General features: G+C 73.1%; 14 protein-coding genes and 1 riboswitch. Of the genes, 10 read left to right on the top strand and 4 right to left on the bottom strand.

Annotated features, from left to right (window positions below):
* Positions 1-23: 23 nt before the first annotated feature.
* Complete coding sequence (locus ACFV88_RS10900) at positions 24-2,477, bottom strand: DNA topoisomerase (ATP-hydrolyzing) subunit A (RefSeq protein ID WP_385488522.1); 2,454 nt, start codon at positions 2,475-2,477, stop codon at positions 24-26.
* Positions 2,478-2,725: 248 nt separating this feature from the next.
* Here ACFV88_RS10900 and ACFV88_RS10895 point away from each other — a divergent pair, with 248 nt between their 5' ends.
* From ACFV88_RS10895 to ACFV88_RS10880, 4 genes are all read left to right on the top strand, one after another.
* Entirely contained in the window at positions 2,726-4,099 is a 1,374-nt protein-coding gene (locus tag ACFV88_RS10895; RefSeq protein ID WP_385488521.1) for a M16 family metallopeptidase, read from the top strand.
* A gap of 23 nt (positions 4,100-4,122) precedes the next feature.
* Positions 4,123-5,490, top strand: a complete 1,368-nt coding sequence (locus ACFV88_RS10890) for a M16 family metallopeptidase (RefSeq protein WP_385488704.1) — start codon at positions 4,123-4,125, stop codon at positions 5,488-5,490.
* A 246-nt stretch (positions 5,491-5,736) separates the two neighbouring features.
* A riboswitch (cyclic di-AMP (ydaO/yuaA leader) is annotated at positions 5,737-5,898 on the top strand.
* Positions 5,899-5,911: 13 nt separating this feature from the next.
* Positions 5,912-6,703: a M23 family metallopeptidase gene (locus ACFV88_RS10885; RefSeq protein ID WP_385488518.1), complete on the top strand. Its 792-nt coding sequence runs from the start codon at positions 5,912-5,914 to the stop codon at positions 6,701-6,703.
* 241 nt (positions 6,704-6,944) lie between these two features.
* The gene (locus ACFV88_RS10880; RefSeq protein ID WP_385488517.1) at positions 6,945-7,640 is read left to right on the top strand and encodes a GntR family transcriptional regulator; all 696 of its coding nucleotides are present in this window, start codon (positions 6,945-6,947) and stop codon (positions 7,638-7,640) included.
* 193 nt (positions 7,641-7,833) lie between these two features.
* Here the strand turns inward: ACFV88_RS10880 and ACFV88_RS10875 are convergent, their stop codons facing one another.
* Complete coding sequence (locus tag ACFV88_RS10875; protein ID WP_385488514.1) at positions 7,834-8,115, bottom strand: HPr family phosphocarrier protein; 282 nt, start codon at positions 8,113-8,115, stop codon at positions 7,834-7,836.
* A gap of 290 nt (positions 8,116-8,405) precedes the next feature.
* Between ACFV88_RS10875 and ACFV88_RS10870 the strand changes: the two genes are divergently transcribed.
* The 4 genes from ACFV88_RS10870 to ACFV88_RS10855 all read left to right on the top strand — a co-directional run bounded on the left by ACFV88_RS10870 (position 8,406) and on the right by ACFV88_RS10855 (position 13,963).
* Positions 8,406-11,300, top strand: a complete 2,895-nt coding sequence (locus tag ACFV88_RS10870) for a GNAT family N-acetyltransferase (RefSeq protein WP_385488513.1) — start codon at positions 8,406-8,408, stop codon at positions 11,298-11,300.
* Positions 11,301-11,449: 149 nt separating this feature from the next.
* A complete protein-coding gene (locus ACFV88_RS10865; protein WP_385488510.1) occupies positions 11,450-12,037 on the top strand; it encodes a DUF5998 family protein in 588 nt (195 codons plus the stop codon).
* Positions 12,037-13,224, top strand: a complete 1,188-nt coding sequence (locus ACFV88_RS10860) for an alkaline phosphatase family protein (RefSeq protein WP_385488509.1) — start codon at positions 12,037-12,039, stop codon at positions 13,222-13,224. The genes ACFV88_RS10865 and ACFV88_RS10860 overlap by 1 nt, the downstream gene beginning before the upstream one ends.
* 88 nt (positions 13,225-13,312) lie before the next feature.
* Positions 13,313-13,963 (top strand): thymidine kinase, encoded by a 651-nt coding sequence (locus ACFV88_RS10855; RefSeq protein WP_385488506.1) that lies wholly within the window; start codon positions 13,313-13,315, stop codon positions 13,961-13,963.
* A 57-nt stretch (positions 13,964-14,020) separates the two neighbouring features.
* Here the strand turns inward: ACFV88_RS10855 and ACFV88_RS10850 are convergent, their stop codons facing one another.
* Positions 14,021-14,842, bottom strand: a complete 822-nt coding sequence (locus ACFV88_RS10850) for a VOC family protein (protein WP_385488505.1) — start codon at positions 14,840-14,842, stop codon at positions 14,021-14,023.
* Positions 14,843-15,044: 202 nt separating this feature from the next.
* Here ACFV88_RS10850 and ACFV88_RS10845 point away from each other — a divergent pair, with 202 nt between their 5' ends.
* On the top strand, positions 15,045-15,872 hold the full coding sequence (locus tag ACFV88_RS10845; RefSeq protein ID WP_385488503.1) for a sulfurtransferase: 828 nt from the start codon (positions 15,045-15,047) through the stop codon (positions 15,870-15,872).
* A 204-nt stretch (positions 15,873-16,076) separates the two neighbouring features.
* On the opposite strand, the gene sepH is transcribed toward ACFV88_RS10845, so the two are convergent.
* A complete protein-coding gene (gene sepH, locus ACFV88_RS10840) occupies positions 16,077-17,159 on the bottom strand; it encodes a septation protein SepH (RefSeq protein ID WP_385488501.1) in 1,083 nt (360 codons plus the stop codon).
* 453 nt (positions 17,160-17,612) lie between these two features.
* On the opposite strand from sepH, the gene ACFV88_RS10835 reads away from it, so the two are divergent.
* Positions 17,613-18,704: a hypothetical protein gene (locus ACFV88_RS10835; RefSeq protein ID WP_385488499.1), complete on the top strand. Its 1,092-nt coding sequence runs from the start codon at positions 17,613-17,615 to the stop codon at positions 18,702-18,704.
* Positions 18,705-18,736: the final 32 nt, after the last annotated feature.

Below are 18,736 nucleotides of genomic sequence, written 5' to 3'. Positions count from 1 at the left end.
GGCCGTGCCCGCCGGCCCGCGGGTCACACCGGGCCGGCGACGACCCCGACCGTCTTGTCCAGCGGCAGCCCCGAGCCGTCGCGCCGCGGGTCGACCTCCGGCAGGTCCACCGGGGCGCCGCCCCGCTGCGCCGCGCGCGGCGGAGCCGCACCGGCCCAGGCGAGGCTCAGGCAGTCCTCGCCCTTGAGGAACCGCTGGCACCGCACCCCGCCGGTGGCCCGGCCCTTGCGCGGGTACTGGTCGAAGGGGGTGAGCTTCGCCGTCGTCTGCACCGAGTCGTCGAGCGTGCCGCGGGACCCCGCGACCGTGAAGACCATCGCATCGACCGCCGGGTCGACCGCGGAGAACGAGATCACCTTCGCCCCGTCCGCGAGCTTGATGCCCGCCATGCCGCCCGCCGGACGCCCCTGCGGACGCACCTGGGACGCCTGGAAGCGCAGCAACTGGGCGTCGTCCGTGATGAAGACCAGGTCCTCGTCGCCCGTCCGCAGCTCCGCCGCGCCCACGATCCGGTCGCCCTCGCGCAGCGCGATGACCTCCAACTCGTCCTTGTTGGACGGATAGTCCGGCACCACCCGCTTGACGACCCCCTGCGCGGTACCGAGCGCGAGACCCGGCGAGGACTCGTCGAGGGTGGTCAGGCAGACCAGGTCCTCGTCCGCCTCCAGGGTCAGGAACTCGGCGATCGGTGCACCGCCCGACAGGACCGGAGCCGACGCCGTGTCCGGGAGCTGAGGCAGGTCGACCACCGCGATCCGCAGCAGCCGACCGGTCGACGTCACCGCGCCCACCTCACCGCGCGCGGTCGCGGGCACCGCCGACACGATCACGTCGTGCTTGGTGCGACCGCCCTCGCCCTCCGTGAACGGCTCGGCGGTGGCGGTGCGCGCCAGCAGACCGGTGGAGGACAGCAGGACCCGGCACGGGTCGTCGGCGACCTGGAGCGGCACCGCGGTGGCCGGGGCGGTGCCCGAGGACTCCAGCAACACGGTGCGCCGCGGGGTGCCGAACTTCTTGGCGACCGCCGCCAATTCGCCCGACACGAGCTTGCGCAGCTCGCCGTCGGACTCCAGGATCCGCGTGAGTTCGGCGATCTCGGCGGTCAGCCGGTCGCGCTCCGACTCCAGCTCGATCCGGTCGAACCTGGTCAGCCGGCGCAGCGGGGTGTCCAGGATGTACTGGGTCTGGATCTCGCTCAGCGAGAAGCGGTCGATCAGCCGCTCCTTGGCCTGGGCGCTGTTGTCGCTGGAGCGGATCACCCGGATGACCTCGTCGATGTCGACGAGCGCCACCAACAGCCCCTCCACCAGGTGCAGCCGGTCGCGCCGCTTGGTGCGCCGGAACTCGCTGCGGCGGCGCACCACGGTGAACCGGTGGTCCAGGTACACCTCCAGGAGTTCCTTGAGGCCCAGCGTGAGGGGCTGGCCGTCGACCAGGGCGACGTTGTTGATGCCGAAGGACTCCTCCATCGGCGTCAGCTTGTACAGGTGCTCCAGGACGGCCTCCGGGACGAAGCCGTTCTTGATCTCGATCACCAGCCGCAGCCCGTGCGCGCGGTCGGTGAGGTCCTTGACGTCCGCGATGCCCTGGAGCTTCTTGGAGCCCACCAGGTCCTTGATCTTCGCGATGACCTTCTCGGGGCCCACCGTGAACGGCAGCTCCGTGACCACCAGGCCCTTGCGGCGGGCCGTCACCGCCTCCACGGAGACGGTCGCACGGATCTTGAAGGTGCCGCGTCCGGTCTCGTAGGCGTCCCGGATGCCGGACAGGCCGACGACCCGCCCGCCGGTGGGCAGGTCGGGACCCGGCACGTGCTTCATCAGGGTCTCCAGGTCGGCGCCCGGATACCTGATGAGGTGGCGGGCCGCCGCGATGACCTCGCCCAGGTTGTGCGGCGGCATGTTCGTCGCCATGCCGACGGCGATCCCCGACGAGCCGTTGACCAGGAGGTTCGGGTAGGCGGCCGGCAGCGCCACCGGCTCCCGCTCCTGGCCGTCGTAGTTGGGCGCGAAGTCGACGGTGTCCTCGTCGATCGACTCCGTCATCAGCGAAGTGGCGTCCGCCATCCGGCACTCGGTGTACCGCATCGCGGCCGGCGGGTCGTCGTTGCCGAGGGAACCGAAGTTCCCGTGCCCGTCGACGAGGGGCAGCCGCATGGAGAAGGGCTGCGCCATCCGCACCAGGGCGTCGTAGATCGACGAGTCGCCGTGCGGGTGCAGCTTGCCCATCACCTCGCCGACGACCCGGGCGCACTTCACATAGCCGCGGTCGGGGCGCAGGCCCATCTCGTTCATCTGGTAGACGATGCGGCGCTGCACCGGCTTCATGCCGTCACGGGCGTCGGGCAGCGCACGCGAGTAGATGACCGAGTACGCGTACTCGAGGAAGGAGCCCTGCATCTCGTCGACGACGTCGATGTCGAGGATCCTCTCCTCGAACTCGTCGGGCGGCGGGGTCTTGGTGCTGCGGCGGGCCATCGCTGCTGCGGCTCCTTCACGTGTGTGCCAGGACAGGGAACGGGTACGGATGCCGACCATTGTGGACCGCCGCGCTGACAACGCGGACCGCGACCCGTCCGTTCGACCCGCCACGCATCTCGCTGTCGGCGTAGCCCGGCCGGGAACTTCGCCACCCGTCGCTGCGCTTGCATACAGTGGCAGGACCGGTAGAACGGCTTTGTCTTCCCGCGGTGCTCTCCGCGGTTTCCGCGATCGAAGGGACGTACATGCCCATGGGTCACACGGCCACGCAGGCCGGCTCCGGCGGCCTGACAGCAACAGAACACCGCCTGGCCAACGGCCTGCGCGTGGTGCTCTCCGAGGACCACCTGACCCCGGTCGCCGCGGTCTGCCTCTGGTACGACGTCGGTTCGCGCCACGAGGTCAAGGGCCGCACCGGTCTGGCTCACCTCTTCGAGCACCTGATGTTCCAGGGGTCGAAGCAGGTGCAGGGCAACGGTCACTTCGAGTTGGTCCAGGGCGCCGGCGGCTCGCTGAACGGCACCACCAGCTTCGAGCGCACCAACTACTTCGAGACCATGCCCGCGCACCAGCTGGAGCTGGCGCTGTGGCTGGAGGCCGACCGGATGGGCTCGCTGCTCGCCGCGCTCGACCTCGAATCGCTCGACAACCAGCGCGACGTCGTCAAGAACGAGCGCCGCCAGCGCTACGACAACGTCCCCTACGGCACCGCGTTCGAGAAGCTGACCGCGCTCTCGTACCCGGACGGGCACCCGTACCACCACACCCCGATCGGTTCGATGGCCGACCTGGACGCGGCGACGCTGGAGGACGCGCGGGAGTTCTTCCGCACCTACTACGCGCCCAACAACGCCGTGCTGTCCGTGGTCGGCGACATCGACCCGGAGCGGACGCTCGCCTGGGTCGAGAAGTACTTCGGCTCCATCCCGGGGCACGACGGCAAGCCCGCCCCGCGCGACGGCGCCCTGCCCGACGTCATCGGCGAGGAACTGCGCGAGGTCGTCGAGGAGGAGGTCCCCTCGCGTGCGCTGATGGCCGCCTACCGGCTTCCGGAGGACGGCACCCGCGCCAGCGACGCGGCCGACCTGGCGCTCACCGTGCTGGGCGGCGGCGAGTCGTCCCGGATCTACAACCGACTGGTCCGCCGCGACCGCACCGCCGTGGGCGCCGGCTTCGGGCTGCTGCGCCTGGCCGGCGCGCCCTCGCTGGGCTGGCTGGACGTGAAGACCTCGCACGGCGTCGAGGTCCCGACCATCGAGGCGGCCGTCGACGAGGAGCTGGCCCGCTTCGCCGCCGAAGGGCCTACCCCGGAGGAGATGGAGCGCGCGCAGGCACAGCTGGAGCGCGAGTGGCTGGACCGGCTGGGCACGGTCGCCGGCCGCGCCGACGAACTGTGTCGGTACGCGGTCCTGTTCGGTGACCCCCAGCTCGCCCTGACCGCCGTCCAGCGGGTCCTGGACGTCACCGCGGAGGAGGTCCGGGAGGTCGCCGCGGCGCGGCTGCGGCCCGACAACCGTGCGGTGCTCGTCTACGAGCCGCTGGACCACCCGGAGCCCGACGCGGACGGTGCCGCCGACGCCGGGGCCGACGAGAACGCAGACGAGGAGGCGGCCAAGTGACCGAGGCCCAGCCAGTCGTGACCATGGACTTCCACCCCCAGCCGCAGCCCGGTGACGCCCGCCCCTGGGCCTTCCCCGAGCCCGCCCGCCAGACGCTGGGCAACGGCCTGACCGTGCTGCGCTGCGACCGCCCCGGACAGCAGGTCGTCGCCGTGGAGGTGCTGCTGGACAGCCCGCTGGACGTGGAGCCGGCCGGCCTCGACGGAGTCGCCACCATCATGGCGCGGGCGTTCTCCGAGGGCACCGACAAGCACACGGCCGAGGAGTTCGCCGCCGAGCTGGAGCGCTGCGGCGCCACCCTCGACGCGCACGCCGACCACCCCTGTGTCCGGATCTCCCTCGAAGTGCCCGCCTCCCGGCTGCCGAAGGCCCTCGGGCTGCTCGCCGACGCCCTGCGCGCGCCGGCCTTCGCCGACAGCGAGATCGAGCGCCTGGTCCGCAACCGCCTGGACGAGATCCCGCACGAGACGGCCAACCCTGGCCGGCGCGCGGCCAAGGAGCTGTACAAGCAGCTGTTCCCCGCGGACGTCCGGATGTCCCGCCCGCGCCAGGGCTCCGAGGAGACCGTCGCGGCGATCGACTCGGCCGCCGTGCGCGCCCTCTACGAGAAGAACGTGCGGCCCGCCACGGCGACCGCCGTCATCGTGGGCGACTTCACCGGCGTCGACGTCGACGCGGTCCTCGCGGACACCCTGGGGGCCTGGACGGGCGGTCCGGCGACCCCCCGCCTGGTGCCCCCGGTGACCGCCGACGACAGCGGCCGGGTCTTCATCGTGGACCGGCCGGGTGCGGTCCAGACCCAGGTGCTGATCGGCCGTCTCGGGGCCGACCGGCACGACCGGGTGTGGCCGGCCCAGGTCCTCGGCACCTACTGCCTGGGCGGCACGCTCACCTCGCGACTGGACCGCGTGCTGCGCGAGGAGAAGGGCTACACGTACGGCGTGCGGGCCTTCGCCCAGGTGCTGCGCTCGACGGCGAACGGCACGGGCGCGGCGCTGCTCGGCATCTCCGGTTCCGTGGACACGGCGTCGACCGGGCCCGCGCTGGAGGACCTGTGGAAGGTCCTGCGCACGCTCGCCGGCGAAGGGCTGACGGACGCCGAACGGGACGTCGCGGTGCAGAACCTGGTGGGCGTCGCCCCGCTGAAGTACGAGACGGCCGGGGCCGTCGCGGGCACCCTCGCCGACCAGGTCGAGCAGGAACTCCCCGACGACTACCAGGGGCTGCTGTACCAGCGGCTCGCCGCCACCGGCACCGTGGAGGCCACGGCGGCCGTCGTGAACGCCTTCCCGGTGGAGCGTCTGGTGACGGTGCTGGTCGGCGACGCGACGCAGATCGAGGAGCCGGTGAAGGCCCTCGGCATCGGCGAGGTCACGGTCGTCTCCGGCTAGCAGCGACCGCGCTGGGTGCCGTTCCGTCGTCCGACGGGACGGCACCTTCGTGTGTCCGGCAGGCGTTTCACGCACCGTCAGTGCGGTGCCCCCGGGCGCCGGGGCCGGATGTCCCGAAAGCGTCGGACGTTGCGTTCCGCGGTGTGGCGTGCGCAACAAAACCGCCGATCCGTTTGTCGTGGGAATGATCTCCGGCTTAGCGTCAGGTCGACTGCCCGTCGTGCGGTACGCCGCAGCCGCGGCACCGGACAGTCATCGCCGAGTCCCCGTACAGCGCGAGCCAGGGGAGCCGGGGACCCAACCGTCCCTGGGGTGAATCGGACGCCCGTCGCCACGCGGAGGGGGTCCGTAGGAGACCTTCCTGCTCCGAACCCGTCAGCTAACCCGGTAGGCGAGAAGGAAGGAAAGGACCACCCACTTCATGGCGTTCACCCGCGCCACCGGGAAGCACCGTCGTCCGACGCGCATGTCGCGCACCACCGCCAACGTCGCGGGCGTCGCCACGCTGACCACCACCGGTGTCATCGGCACCCTCGCCTCCCCCGCCATGGCCGTCGACGAGCCCTCCCCCCTGGAGGACACGGGGCTCACCAAGACGATCTCCATCGGGGACGCCGTCGCCGACGAGATCGACACCCAGGCCGCGGTGCAGCAGATCGCCGCCGACGAGGCCGCCGCCCAGAAGCTCGTCGAGGCGGAGACCAAGCAGCGCCTCGCCGAGCAGAAGCGCCGGGCCGAGGCCGAGGCCGCCAAGGAGCGCGAGGCCGAGGAGCGGGCGGCCCGCGAGGCCGAGCGCAAGCGCCTGACGACCTACGTCAGCCCCGTCGCCGGTGGCCACGTCTCCACCTCCTACGGCGCGGGCGGCAGCATCTGGTCCTCCGGTACCCACACCGGCATCGACTTCCACGCCGGCACCGGCACCCCGATCCAGTCCGTCGGCTACGGCACCGTGGTCGAGGCCGGCTGGGGCGGCGCCTACGGCTACAACGTCGTCATCAAGATGCACGACGGCACCTACACCCAGTACGCGCACCTGTCGTCCGTGGCCGTCACCGCGGGCCAGTCGGTCACCGCGGGCCAGCAGATCGGCCTCGCCGGTGCCACCGGCAACGTGACCGGGGCGCACCTGCACTTCGAGGCGCGGGCGAGCGCCGAGTACGGCTCCGACCTCGACCCCGTCGCCTACCTGCGCGCGCACGGCGTGTCCCTCTGAGCCTCCCCCCCCCAGGACGGCACCACCGAAAGCCCCGGCCCCGGCCGGGGCTTTCGCCGTTCCCGGACCGCGGGCGCGGTACCGGCCGAGCGCCCGGTACCCGGTCGCCGGCGGGTAATCCGCCGTCCGGAAATTCCAGGGAACGGTGAAGAGCGGTCGGAATTTCCGGCGAGCTGCAATAGAGTCACCGAATCAATGTCGATCGACCGCGTTTCGCGGGCACGGAAGCGGAGGTCCCCCCATGCGCATTCCCGCCCATTCGGTATGCACGGCCATTCGGGACGACATCGTCAGCGGTGCACTGGAGCGTGGGAGCCGACTCACCGCAGACGTGCTCGCCCGCCGCTACGGAGTCTCCCGCGTCCCGGTGCGCGAGGCGTTGCGCACGCTGGAGGCCGAAGGGTTCGTGGTCACCCGCAGACATGCGGGAGCCTGCGTCGCCGAGCCGACCGACCGGGAGGCGGCCGACCTGCTCGACGTGCGACGGCTGCTGGAGCCCCTGGGGGCGTCCCGCGCGGCCGAACGGCGCACGGACGCCCATCTGAAGGTGCTGCGTGGACTGGTGCGCCTGGGCCAGGAGCGGGCGGGCAACGGGACCGGGGACGAGCTGCGCGCCCTGGGCAGCTGGTTCCAGGAGACGCTGATCCAGGCGTGCGCCAGCCACGGGCTGATCGCCATGCTCACCCAGGTGCGGCACAAGACCGCCTGGATGTACACGGTCGAGCCCGCTCAGCGGCCCGCCGAGGAGTGGACGGAGCGCGGCGCGATCGTCGACGCGGTGACCCGGCGCGACGCGGAGCGGGCCGGCGCGCTCATGGCCGTGCACACGGAGCGCGGGATCGCGGCGCACCGCCGCAAGGTCGCGCGCCGCCCGGAGCCGCTCCGGCGCGCGGGGGCGTCGAAACATCCCGTCAACACGGGAAGCGTCGTCCCGTAACAAAGGGCCGCAACGATGTGACCGTCAATCGCTGGCGCTGCGCTTCGAGGGAATTCACCGGGATGCGCCGTGTCTTTGTGTCGTTTATTCGCACGGGGATTTCCGGGAATTCATCGCCGAATGTGCGGCGCGGTAATTCGCTGGTTTCGTGGGTGTCCCCCGATGTCGACGGACACCCACGCGCGGACCGCGGTCAGACCGTTTCGGGAAGCTGCTCCAGGCCCTCGGCCACCAGCTTGGCCAGTCGGTCCAGGGCCGCGTCCGCGCCCTCCGCCTCGGAGGCGAGGACGACTTCCTCACCGCCGTGCGCACCGAGCCCGAGGACCGCCAGCATCGAGGCGGCGTTGACCGGGGCGGCGTCGCCCTTGGCGATCGTCACGGGGACGCCGGTGGCCGAGGCCGCCCGGACGAAGATGGAGGCGGGGCGGGCGTGGAGACCCTCGGCCCAACCGACGTTGACGCGGCGCTCAGCCATGTGATGCTGCCCTTCGGGTACGCAAGGTTGCAAGGCTCTGTTCGGTTGTCTAGACCAGTCTCCCACAGCAGTGGCCCCCGTCCCCAGGGCCGGCGGAACGCGTGTCCACACCGCCCGGTCGGTCGCCCCGCCGGTTCCGTACCTCCCGCCCGGTACCGCAGCTCCCGCCGCCCCTCGGACGCCGGGCCGCCGCCGACCCGCCACCGCCCGGTCGGCGCACCGCCCGGCCGTGCGCGGTGACCTCAGCCTGCCCCGCCCCCGCCCGGACCGCGACCCGTACGCTGGGCCCCATGCAGAACCCGCCGGACCAGCACGAGTACCCCTCCCACTGGGAAGCCGACGTGGTGCTGCGCGACGGGGGCACCGCGCGCATCAGGCCCATCACGGTCGAGGACGCCGACCGGCTGGTCAGCTTCTACGAGCAGGTCTCGGACGAGTCGAAGTACTACCGGTTCTTCGCCCCGTACCCGCAGCTCTCCGACAAGGACGTGCACCGCTTCACCCACCACGACTTCGTGGACCGGGTCGGCCTCGCCGCGACGGTGGGCGGCGAGTTCATCGCCACCGTCCGTTACGACCGCATCGACGCCCACGGCAGGTCCGCGTCCGCACCCGCCGACGAGGCGGAGGTCGCCTTCCTGGTGCAGGACGCCCACCAGGGACGGGGCGTCGCCTCCGCCATGCTCGAACACATCGCCGCCGTCGCCCGGGAGCGCGACATCCGCCGCTTCGCCGCCGAAGTGCTTCCCTCCAACACCAAGATGATCAAGGTGTTCACGGACGCCGGCTACCAACAGAAGCGCAGCTTCGAGGACGGCGTCGTCCGGCTGGAGTTCGCCATCGAGCCCACCGAGGCGTCCGTCGCCGTGCAGCGGGCCCGCGAACAGCGCGCCGAGGCCCGCTCGGTGCAGCGGTTGCTGCGCCCCGGTTCGGTCGCGGTCGTCGGGGTGGGGCGCGCCCCGGGCGGTGCCGGTCGGGCCCTGCTGGACAACCTGGTGTCGGCGGGGTTCACCGGCGACCTGTACGCGGTGAACAAGGCGTTCCCCGAGGACCTCGCCGAAATCGACTCGGTGCCCGCGCACCGGTCCCTGTCGGGCATCGGGGCGGGCGTCGACCTCGTGGTGGTCGCCGTCCCCGCCGAGCGGGTGCCCGAGGTGGTGGACGAGTGCGGGGCGCACGGGGTGCAGGGCCTCGTCGTCGTCTCGGCCGGGTACGCCGACCTCGGCGAGGAGGGCCGCGAGCGCCAGCGCGACCTGGTCCGCCAGGTCCGCTCGTACGGCATGCGCCTGATCGGCCCGAACGCCTTCGGGATCGTCAACACCTCCGCCGCGACCCGTCTCAACGCCTCCCTCGCCCCCGGGCTGCCGAGGCCCGGCCGGGTCGGCATGTTCGCCCAGTCCGGTGCGATCGGCATCGCCCTGCTGTCCCGGCTGCACCGGCGCGGCGGCGGGGTGACCGGTGCCACCGGGGTGTCCACCTTCGTCTCGGCGGGCAACCGCGCGGACGTCTCCGGCAACGACGTCCTCCAGTACTGGTACGACGACCCCGACACCGACGTCGCCCTCATGTACCTGGAGTCCATCGGCAATCCCCGCAAGTTCGCCCGGCTCGCCCGGCGCACCGCCGCCACCAAGCCGCTGGTCGTCGTCCAGGGCGCCCGGCACCGGGGCGTCTCCCCGCTGGGGCACGCGGTCCCGGCGACCCGGCTGCCGCACGCCACCGTGGCGGACCTGCTGCGGCAGGCCGGGGTGCTCAGGGTCGACACCATCACCGAACTCGTCGACGTCGGTCTGATGCTCGCGGGCCAGCCCCTTCCCGCCGGGCCCCGGGTCGCGATCCTCGGCAACTCCGAGTCGCTGGGCCTGCTCACCTATGACGCCTGCCTCTCCGAAGGGCTCCGTCCGTTGGGCCCGCTGGACCTCGGGACCGCCGCCACGCCCGCGGAGTTCCAGGACGCCCTGGGCCGGGCCCTCGCCGACCAGGCGTGCGACGCGGTGATCGTCACCGCCATCCCCCGGGTGGGCGAGGGCGGCGGCAGCGACGAGGAACTGGCCGGGGCCCTGCGCGCCGCCGCGGCGGCGCACCCCGGCAAGCCGGTGGCGGTCGCCCACGTCGAACTGGGCGGGCTGGCCCAAGCGCTCGCGGAGGCCAGCGCAACGGTGCGCCGGCCCGCTGCCCCGGGGACCGCGCCGGCCCCCCGCCCCGCCGCCGTCCCGGTCGTCCCGGTCGCCCCGGTTTCTGGTGGGTCGGCCCCCGCGCCCGGGGCACCCGACGCCCCGCCGGCTTCGGCCGCCGCCCCGACCGCCGTGGGAATCCCCGCGTACCCGGCGACCGAGCGGGCCGTGCGGGCGCTCGGCGAGGCCGTCAAGTACGCCCAGTGGCGCCGCGAGGCCGCCGACCCCGGCCGGGTGCCCGAGTTCGACGGCATCGGCAGCACCGCAGCCGCCGAACTGATCGCCACCCAGCTCGACGCCTCCACCACCGCCGACGACCCGCGCGGCTTCGCCCTCCCCGACGACCCGGCCCGCGCCCTGCTCGCCCACTACGGCATCGCCGTCCACGCCACGCTCCCCGCCGACCACCCCGACGAGGCCGTCGCGGCCGCCCAGCTGCTCGGCTACCCGGTCGCCCTCAAGGCCACCGCCCCGCACCTGCGCCACCGCGCCGACCTGGGCGGCGTCCGCCTCGACCTCGCCGACGAGGACCAGTTGCGCCGGGCCTACGCCGAGCTGGCCGAGTCCTTCGGCACCCCCCGGGAACTGCGACCCGTCGTCCAGGCGATGGCCCCGCGCGGGGTGGACACCGTCGTGCGGACCGTGATCGATCCGATCGTCGGCGCGGTCCTCTCCTTCGGGCTGGCCGGAGCCGCCTCCGAACTGCTCGGCGACACCGCGCACCGACTGATCCCCGTCACCGACCGCGACGCCCGTTCCGTGGTGCGGGCCATCCGTACCGCACCCGTGCTCTTCGGCTGGCGCGGTTCCGCCCCCGCCGACACCGCCGCCCTCGAAGACCTCCTGCTGCGGGTGTCCCTCCTCGTGGACGAGCACCCGGAGGTCGTCGGCATCACCCTGGAACCCGTCGTCGTGGCCGAGTACGGACTCTCCGTGCTGGGCGCCTCGGTCCGTCTCGCGCGGCCACCCGCCCGGGACGACCTGGGCCCGCGCACCCTGCCCGCCTACTGACAGGGCCCGGTCACGGGAGCCCCACCGGCCACGACGACGGCCGGTGACACTGGCTCGAACCTTTCCCGTCCGTGACGCCGCACACTCCCGCCCACCAGGTAACCTCCTGAGTCACCTCGGGCACGCGCGGGGGCCGTAGGATGGGCGCCATGGCCAAGACCAGTACGACGACCCAGGGGCTGCGCACGGCGATCGAGCGCAGCGGCTACTACCCGGCTCTGGTGGCCGAGGCGGTGGAGGCCGCGGTCGGCGGCGAGCCGATCGGCTCGTACCTGGTCCACCAGGAGACCACCTTCGACGCCAACGAGGTCCGCAGGCACGTCACCGTGCTCGTCCTCACGGGTACCCGCTTCATCGTGAGCCACACCGATGAGCAGGCGGCCGACGGCACCTCGCCGACGCCGTTCGCGACCACCTCCACGGAGTCCGTGAAGCTGGACCGGATCTCCTCGGTCGTGGTCAGTCGGGTCGTCGCCAACCCGGAGGCGTACACCCCCGGAACACTGCCCCGCGAGGTGGTGCTGACCATCGGCTGGGGCGCCGTCTCCCGGATCGACCTCGAACCCGCCGCCTGCGGGGACCCCAACTGCGAGGCCGATCACGGCTACACCGGCAGCACCACCGCCGACGACCTGAGCCTGCGGGTGAGCGAGGCCGGTGACGGCATCGACGCCGTCCGGCAGACCCTCGCCTTTGCCCAGGCCCTCTCCGAGGCGACTGCGGAGACCACCCACTGATGGTGCAGTCCGCCTGGGACCCCGTGGAACCCCTGCCCGTCGGCTCCGCGCCCGTGCCCGCGTACGGTTCGGGCTCGCTGGCCGATCTGCTGCCCACGCTCGCCGCGGGCATGGCGGTCCCCGGGACGGTGAGCGCGATACCGGAGCTCACCCCCGCCGATCGCAACTGCGTCTTCCTCATCGACGGCCTCGGCTGGGAACAGCTGCGGGCCCACCCCGACGAGGCGCCGTTCATGAGCGCCCTGATCGAGAGCTCCCTCGGCGGCACCGGGCGCCCCCTCACCACCGGCTACCCGGCCACCACCGCCACCTCGCTGGCCTCCGTGGGCACCGGCCTGCCACCGGGTGAGCACGGCCTCCCGGGGTACGCGGTGCGCAACCCCGGCACCGGCGAGCTGATGAACCAGCTCCGGTGGTACCCCTGGACGGCGCCGCGCACCTGGCAGCCGCACCCGACGGTCTTCCAGCTGGCCCACGAGGCGGGCGTGCACACCGCGCAGGTGTCCGCCCCGCACTTCCAGAACACCCCGCTCACCCAGGTCGCGCTCAGTGGGGGCACCTTCCACGGGCGCCTGTCCGGTGAGGACCGGATGGACGTCGCCGCCGAGCAACTCGCCGCCGGTGACCGCTCGTTGGTCTACACCTACTACGCCGAGGTCGACGGCAACGGGCACCGGTACGGCATCGACTCCGATGCCTGGCGGGGCCAGCTGATGTACGTCGACCGGCTGGTCCAGCGGCTCGCCGAACAGCTCCCGCCGCGCAGTGCGCTCTACGTGACCGCCGACCACGGCATGGTGGACATCCCCCTCGATCCGGAGCACCGCTTCGACGTCGACGAGGACTGGGAGCTGCGGGCCGGGGTGGCGCTCCTCGGCGGGGAGGGCCGGGCCCGGCACGTCTACGCGGTGCCCGGCGCCGAGTCCGACGTCCTCGCCGTGTGGCGGGAGGTCCTGGGGGAGCAGTTCTGGGTCGCCGGGCGGGAGGAGGCCATCGCCGCCGGCTGGTTCGGCCCGCGCGTCGACCCCCGGGTCCACGGGCGCATCGGCGACGTGGTGGCCGCCGCCCGGGACGACGTCCTGATCATCGCCAGTGAGCGGGAGCCCAAGGAGTCGGTCCTCATCGGCAACCACGGCTCCCTGACCCCTGCCGAACAGCTCGTCCCCCTCCTCGAAGTACGCTCCTGACGGCCCACGCCCCACCCACCGTTCCCCACCCCGGCAACGCCTTCGGCCCGTCCGGGGTTCCCGCCCCTCGAAAGGTGCTCGTCTCCCCATGCCCGAGCTGGTGTTCTTCAGCGGAACCATGGACTGCGGAAAGAGCACCCTGGCGCTCCAGATCGGACACAACCGGTCGGCCCGCGGACTCCAGGGCGTGATCTTCACCCGGGACGACCGGGCGGGCGAGGGCAAGCTGTCCTCCCGGCTCGGCCTGGTGACGGAGGCGGTCGAGGCGGCCCAGGACATGGATCTGTACGCGTACCTGGTGAACCAGCTCTCCCAGGGCGGCAAGGCCGACTACGTGATCGTCGACGAGGCCCAGTTCCTCGCCCCGGAGCAGATCGACCAGTTGGCCCGGATCGTGGACGACCTGGGCCTGGACGTGTTCGCCTTCGGGATCACCACCGACTTCCGCACCCGGCTCTTCCCCGGTTCGCAGCGACTGATGGAGCTGGCGGACCGGATCGAACAGCTCCAGGTCGAGGCCCTGTGCTGGTGCGGGGCCCGGGCCACCCACAACGCCCGCACGATCGGCGGGGAGATGGTCGTCGAGGGCGCCCAGGTGGTGGTGGGCGACGTGAACCGCCCGGCGGAGATGGTCGGTTACGAGGTCCTGTGCCGTCGGCACCACCGCCGCCGCATGACCTCGGCCGCGGCCCGGGCGGGTGCCCTGTCCCCGGACGTGCTTCCGGTCAACCAGCCCTGAACCCGCGGCCCCTCCCGGCCCGGACGGTGTCGGGAGGGGCCGCGGGCAGGGTGGTGTTCAGCCCCGGTGGAGGAGCGCGAACACCGCACCCTCGGGGTCGGCGACGGTCGCCGAGCGCCCCAGCGGACCGTCAGCGGGCGGGGCGAGCAACTGCCCGCCCAGGTCGACCGCCCGCCGCACCGACTCGTCGGGGTCGGCGACGGCGAAGTACGTCAGCCAGTGGGCGCCCCGCTCGGCCGGCAACGCGGCGCCGACGCCCCTCACCCCGGCCGCCGGACGCCCGTCGAGGAGCAGCGTCAGCCGGTCCGTGCCCCCGTCGGCCGCGGTGCCCGCCGGGTCCGCCGGTCGGGTCGTGAAGCCGAAGACGTACTGGTAGAAGGTGGTCACGCTCGCGGTGTCGCGGGTGATCAACTCGTGCCACACGGGTGCTCCGGGCACACCGGTGACGGCGTACCCCTTCATCGCGGCGCCCTGCCAGATCCCGAACACGGCGCCGCCCGGGTCGGAGGCGAGGGCCATCCGTCCGGCGTCCGCCGCGTCCAGCGGGCCCACGGCCACGGTGCCGCCGCACTGGCGCACGGTGGCGGCGGTGGTGTCCGCGGAGTCCGACGCCAGATAGGGCGTCCACGCCACCGGGAGCCGTCGGCCGTCCGGCACCTGGCCGACGCCGGCGACCTCCCGTCCGTCGAGCAGGGCCCGTGCATAGGGCCCGAGTTGTTGCGGTCCGGGCTGGAACTCCCAGCCGAAGAGCCTTCGGTAGAACTCCTGGGTCGCGGTCATCCCGTGCGTCATCAGGCTCACCCAGGAAGGGGTGCCCGGAACGCGCCGGTTCTGCTCCGCGCCGTCCCGTCGGCCGGCTGCCTGCCGTGCCTCGGTCATGGTCGCTTTCTCCTCCGTCTGCTGGTGGCCAACCAGCGATCATTGAGAGACGTTTCTCGGTCATTTTCGCGCCACGCGCAATCAATGCCGATCTTTTGTACCGCGCGTACCTGATGGAGTACAGCGTGTGCTCGGCCAAGCCAGGGCCTGGACGTTATCCGGGACGGGCCGTCGTGGCCAGTCCGTGCGCCAGGATGGGGACATGAATGCCATCATCTCCGCATCCGCACTTGAGGGTGACCTCACCGGGCCCACCCCGCCGGTGGTGCTCGACGTCCGTTGGCAGCTCGGCGGCCCCCATCTGGGGGGAGCCTATGAGGAGGCGCATCTGCCGGGGGCCGTCTTCGTCGATCTTGACGCCGAACTCGCCGGCCCCGCGGGCCCCGCCGGTCGGCACCCCCTGCCGGACGTCGAGGGCTTCGGCTCCGTGATGCGCGCGGCCGGGGTCTCGGTCGACCGCGACGTCGTCGTCTACGACGGGGGACAGGGTTGGGCGGCGGCCCGGGCCTGGTGGTTGCTGCGCTGGACGGGACACCCCTCGGTGCGGGTGTTGGACGGCGGGCTCGCGCACTGGACGGGCCCGCTGGAGTCGGGGCGGCCGAGCCCCGCGCCCGGCGACTTCGTTCCGGCCCCGGGCGCGGTGCCCCTGTTGGACGCGGACGGAGCCGCGAAGGTCGCCCGGTCGGGACTGCTGCTCGACGCGCGGGCGGGTGAGCGGTACCGCGGCGAGGTGGAGCCGATCGACCCGGTGGGCGGCCACATCCCGGGGGCCGTCTCCGCGCCGACCAGCGAGAACGTCGTCGAGGGCGGCCGCCTGCGCTCGGCCGAGGAGCTGACCGACCGGTTCGCCTCCCTGGGCGCCGACGGGGCGTCCCCGGTGGGGGTGTACTGCGGTTCCGGGGTCTCCGGGGCGCACGAGGTGCTGGCCCTCGCGGTCGCGGGCATCCCGGCGGCCCTGTACGTCGGGTCCTGGTCGGAGTGGTCCGCGGACACCTCCCGACCGGTGGCGAAGGGCGCCGAACCGCAGTGACCCGGCCACCGGCTGACGTACCCGGCCGGTAGGGGGTGGGTGCCGCACGACGGCCGTACGGCCGTCGTGCGGTGTGTCCAGCCACGGGTCGACACACCGGGGGCGGCGGATGAGCCGGGCCTGGCGGGCGTTTCGGGTGCGCGGGCCCGCGGCGGGCCGCCCCGGTGGGTCAGTCCACCGTGACGGCTGGTCCTCGGCGGCGGGTCAGTCCTGCTTCTTGCGGCGGGTGCCGAAGACGATCTCGTCCCAGCTGGGCACGGCGGCCCGGCGGCCCGGTCGTACGCCGTCGGCCTCGGCCTGGCGGTCGGTCGCGCCGACCAACCGGTCGCGGTGGCTGGTGACGGCGCGCGGCATCAGCACGTCGGCGTAGGCCGACCCGGCACCGGCCGACGCGGCGGGCGCCGGTGGTTCGGCCGCTGCGGGGTCGGCCTCCGTCTCCGGTTCGTCGTCCGGGCCGTCGGCCGCGCCCGGACGTTCGGGCACCACCATGTCCCCGCGGAAGCTCGGCACCGCCTCCAACAGGCTGGTCAGGGAGTCCCTGCCCTCGCCCGTGGCGGTGGTGACGGTGTCGTCGGCCTCGGCGGGCGGAAGGGCGCGGTCCAGCGCGCGGTCCATGGACCGGTCGCGGGGCAGCCGGGCGATCCGGGGCACGAACGGGAAGCTCGGCTCGGGCGCGGCCATGTCCTCGGACTCGCCGATCAGCGACCGGGCTTCCTCGTCCACGGCCTGCACCAGACGGCGCGGCGGGTCGTAGGTCCAGCTCGCCGAGTGCGGTTCACCGGCGACCAGGTAGACGAGCAGGACCTCCCAGGTCCCGTCGTCGCGGCGCCACGAGTCCCACTGCACGCTCTCCTTCTCGACGCCGCGCAGCACCAGGCGTTCCTGGACGGCCTCGCCGAGTTGGGGTCCCGCGTTCTCACCGGGGCGGCGCACCGGGGTCTTCCGGGCCCGCTCGGCCATGAAGGCGCGCTCCGCGAGCACGGGGCCCTCGAACCGGCGCACCCGGTCGACGGGGATGCCCGCGAGTTGGGCGACCTCTTCGGCGCTGGCGCCCGCCCTTATGCGCGCCTGGATGTCACGGGGCCTGAGGTGGCTCTCCACCTCGATCTCGATCTGGCCGAGACGGGGTCGGTCACCGCGCACTGCGGCACGCAGACGCTCGTCGATGGCAAGCGTGTACTCCGTGCTGTCCGCAGCCTTGAGCACCAGTCGTGTGCCGTCATTGGAGACGGCCACGACACGCAGTTCGGGCATGGGGACCTCCCGGGTGGTGCCTGCCGACGTCACGTGCGTCGCTGCTTCCGCTAGTCGAGTGTGGCCTGCCCGGGTGCAGCCTGCCACAACCTTGCCGAGTTGCCCGGCGTGTCGGGCAATCGCCCGGGGGTGCCGTCATGGCACGGTTACCTGTTCGCCACGTTAAGTGACCAACCTGGTCGCCCTGTGCAACGAGTCCCCTCCCGGATGATCTGGACGGCTCCGGGCACCCCTCAGGGAGACCGGTACCCAGGGCTCGCAACAGTACTCCATTCGGGCCATCCGGGAAGACTGGCGCGCCGCCCAAGTTCACATGGCGGCCGGGAGTTGACGCATGGCCGCGCGACGGTTCCCGGGCGGATCACGGTCCCTGGGTGGGCGTCAGACGTGTCGTGTTTCACGCAATCACCCCAAACGGAACTATTCGCTTCGTGCGTACGTCCCCTTCTCGTGCAGTAAGTCGAGAAGGGTAGGCAAGGTACGGAGATGGGCGAGAAGCCGGACAACGGCAGGCGACCGCAGCCGAACGGGGGTACGCCGGACGGCGCACACGACGACCGGTGGGTGACCGACCGGTTGGACACCGGACCCCGGACGGGGATCGGTGCGGGGGACACGGAGGGTGACGGCAAGCGGAAGTGGGACCTGAACGTCCCGCAGGTCGCGGGGAGTGCGGTCGCCGCGGTCGTGGCCGCCAAACTCGCCTCCAACGCGGGCGTCTACGGCACGATCCTCGGCGCCGGTCTCGTGAGCGTCGTCGTCACCTGCGGCGGTGCCGTCCTCCAGCACTTCTTCACGCGGACCGGCGAGCAGCTCCGCGGGGCCGCCGTGCAGGCGAAGCCGAGGGCCCGTCAGGTACCGGCCGGGGAGGGCGCCCCGGGCGGGTGCCCCCCGTCCGGCGGGTACCAGGAGCACACCCGCCTGCTCCGGATCGTCGACCCGCGGGCCGACCGCTCCCCGGAGACGCCCGCGCCGGGCGCCGAAGCGCCGGGAGTTTACGGGGAGGGCACCGTGCACCGGGTCCGGGTGCGCTGGTGGAAGCGTCCGCTGCTCGCCGCCGCGCTGGTCTTCGGCGTGACGATGGGCGGCATCACCGCGTACGAACTCGTCGTAGGCGAGTCGTTCGGCGGCGGCGGTGGCACCACCATCGGCGAGGCCGTGACCGGTGGTGGCGGCAACGGCGGTGCACCGGGCCCCGACCGCAGGGACCCCTCGCCGGGAGTGCCGGACGATCAGCCGCCCGCACCCCCCGGCGACGGCGACGCGACCGGGAGCGGCGACGGGAACGCCGAGCGCGAGGGCGGCGGTCCGGACACCGGTGACGCCCCGTCCGCCCCGGGTTCAGGAAGCGACGACCAGCAGGGGGACGTGTCCCCGACCGCCCCGGAGCCGAGCACCGGCCAGGACAGCGACCCCGCCCCCGAGCCGAGCGACGGCGCGGGCACCGACCAGGACGGCGATGCCGGGGGACAAACCCCGGGCGGCGGTTCGTCCCCCGCGCCGACCCCCTCGCAGCCCCCGTCGGGCACCGCAGGGGCACCGGGGGACGGGAAGCGAGGCGGTACGCCCTCGCCGTGAGCGAGGGTGAGCGACGGTCAGCCGCCGTGCGC

It is taken from the genome of Streptomyces sp. NPDC059816, from assembly GCF_042732055.1.
Lineage (GTDB): Bacteria > Actinomycetota > Actinomycetes > Streptomycetales > Streptomycetaceae > Streptomyces.
This window is presented reverse-complemented; position numbering and strand designations above follow the sequence as displayed.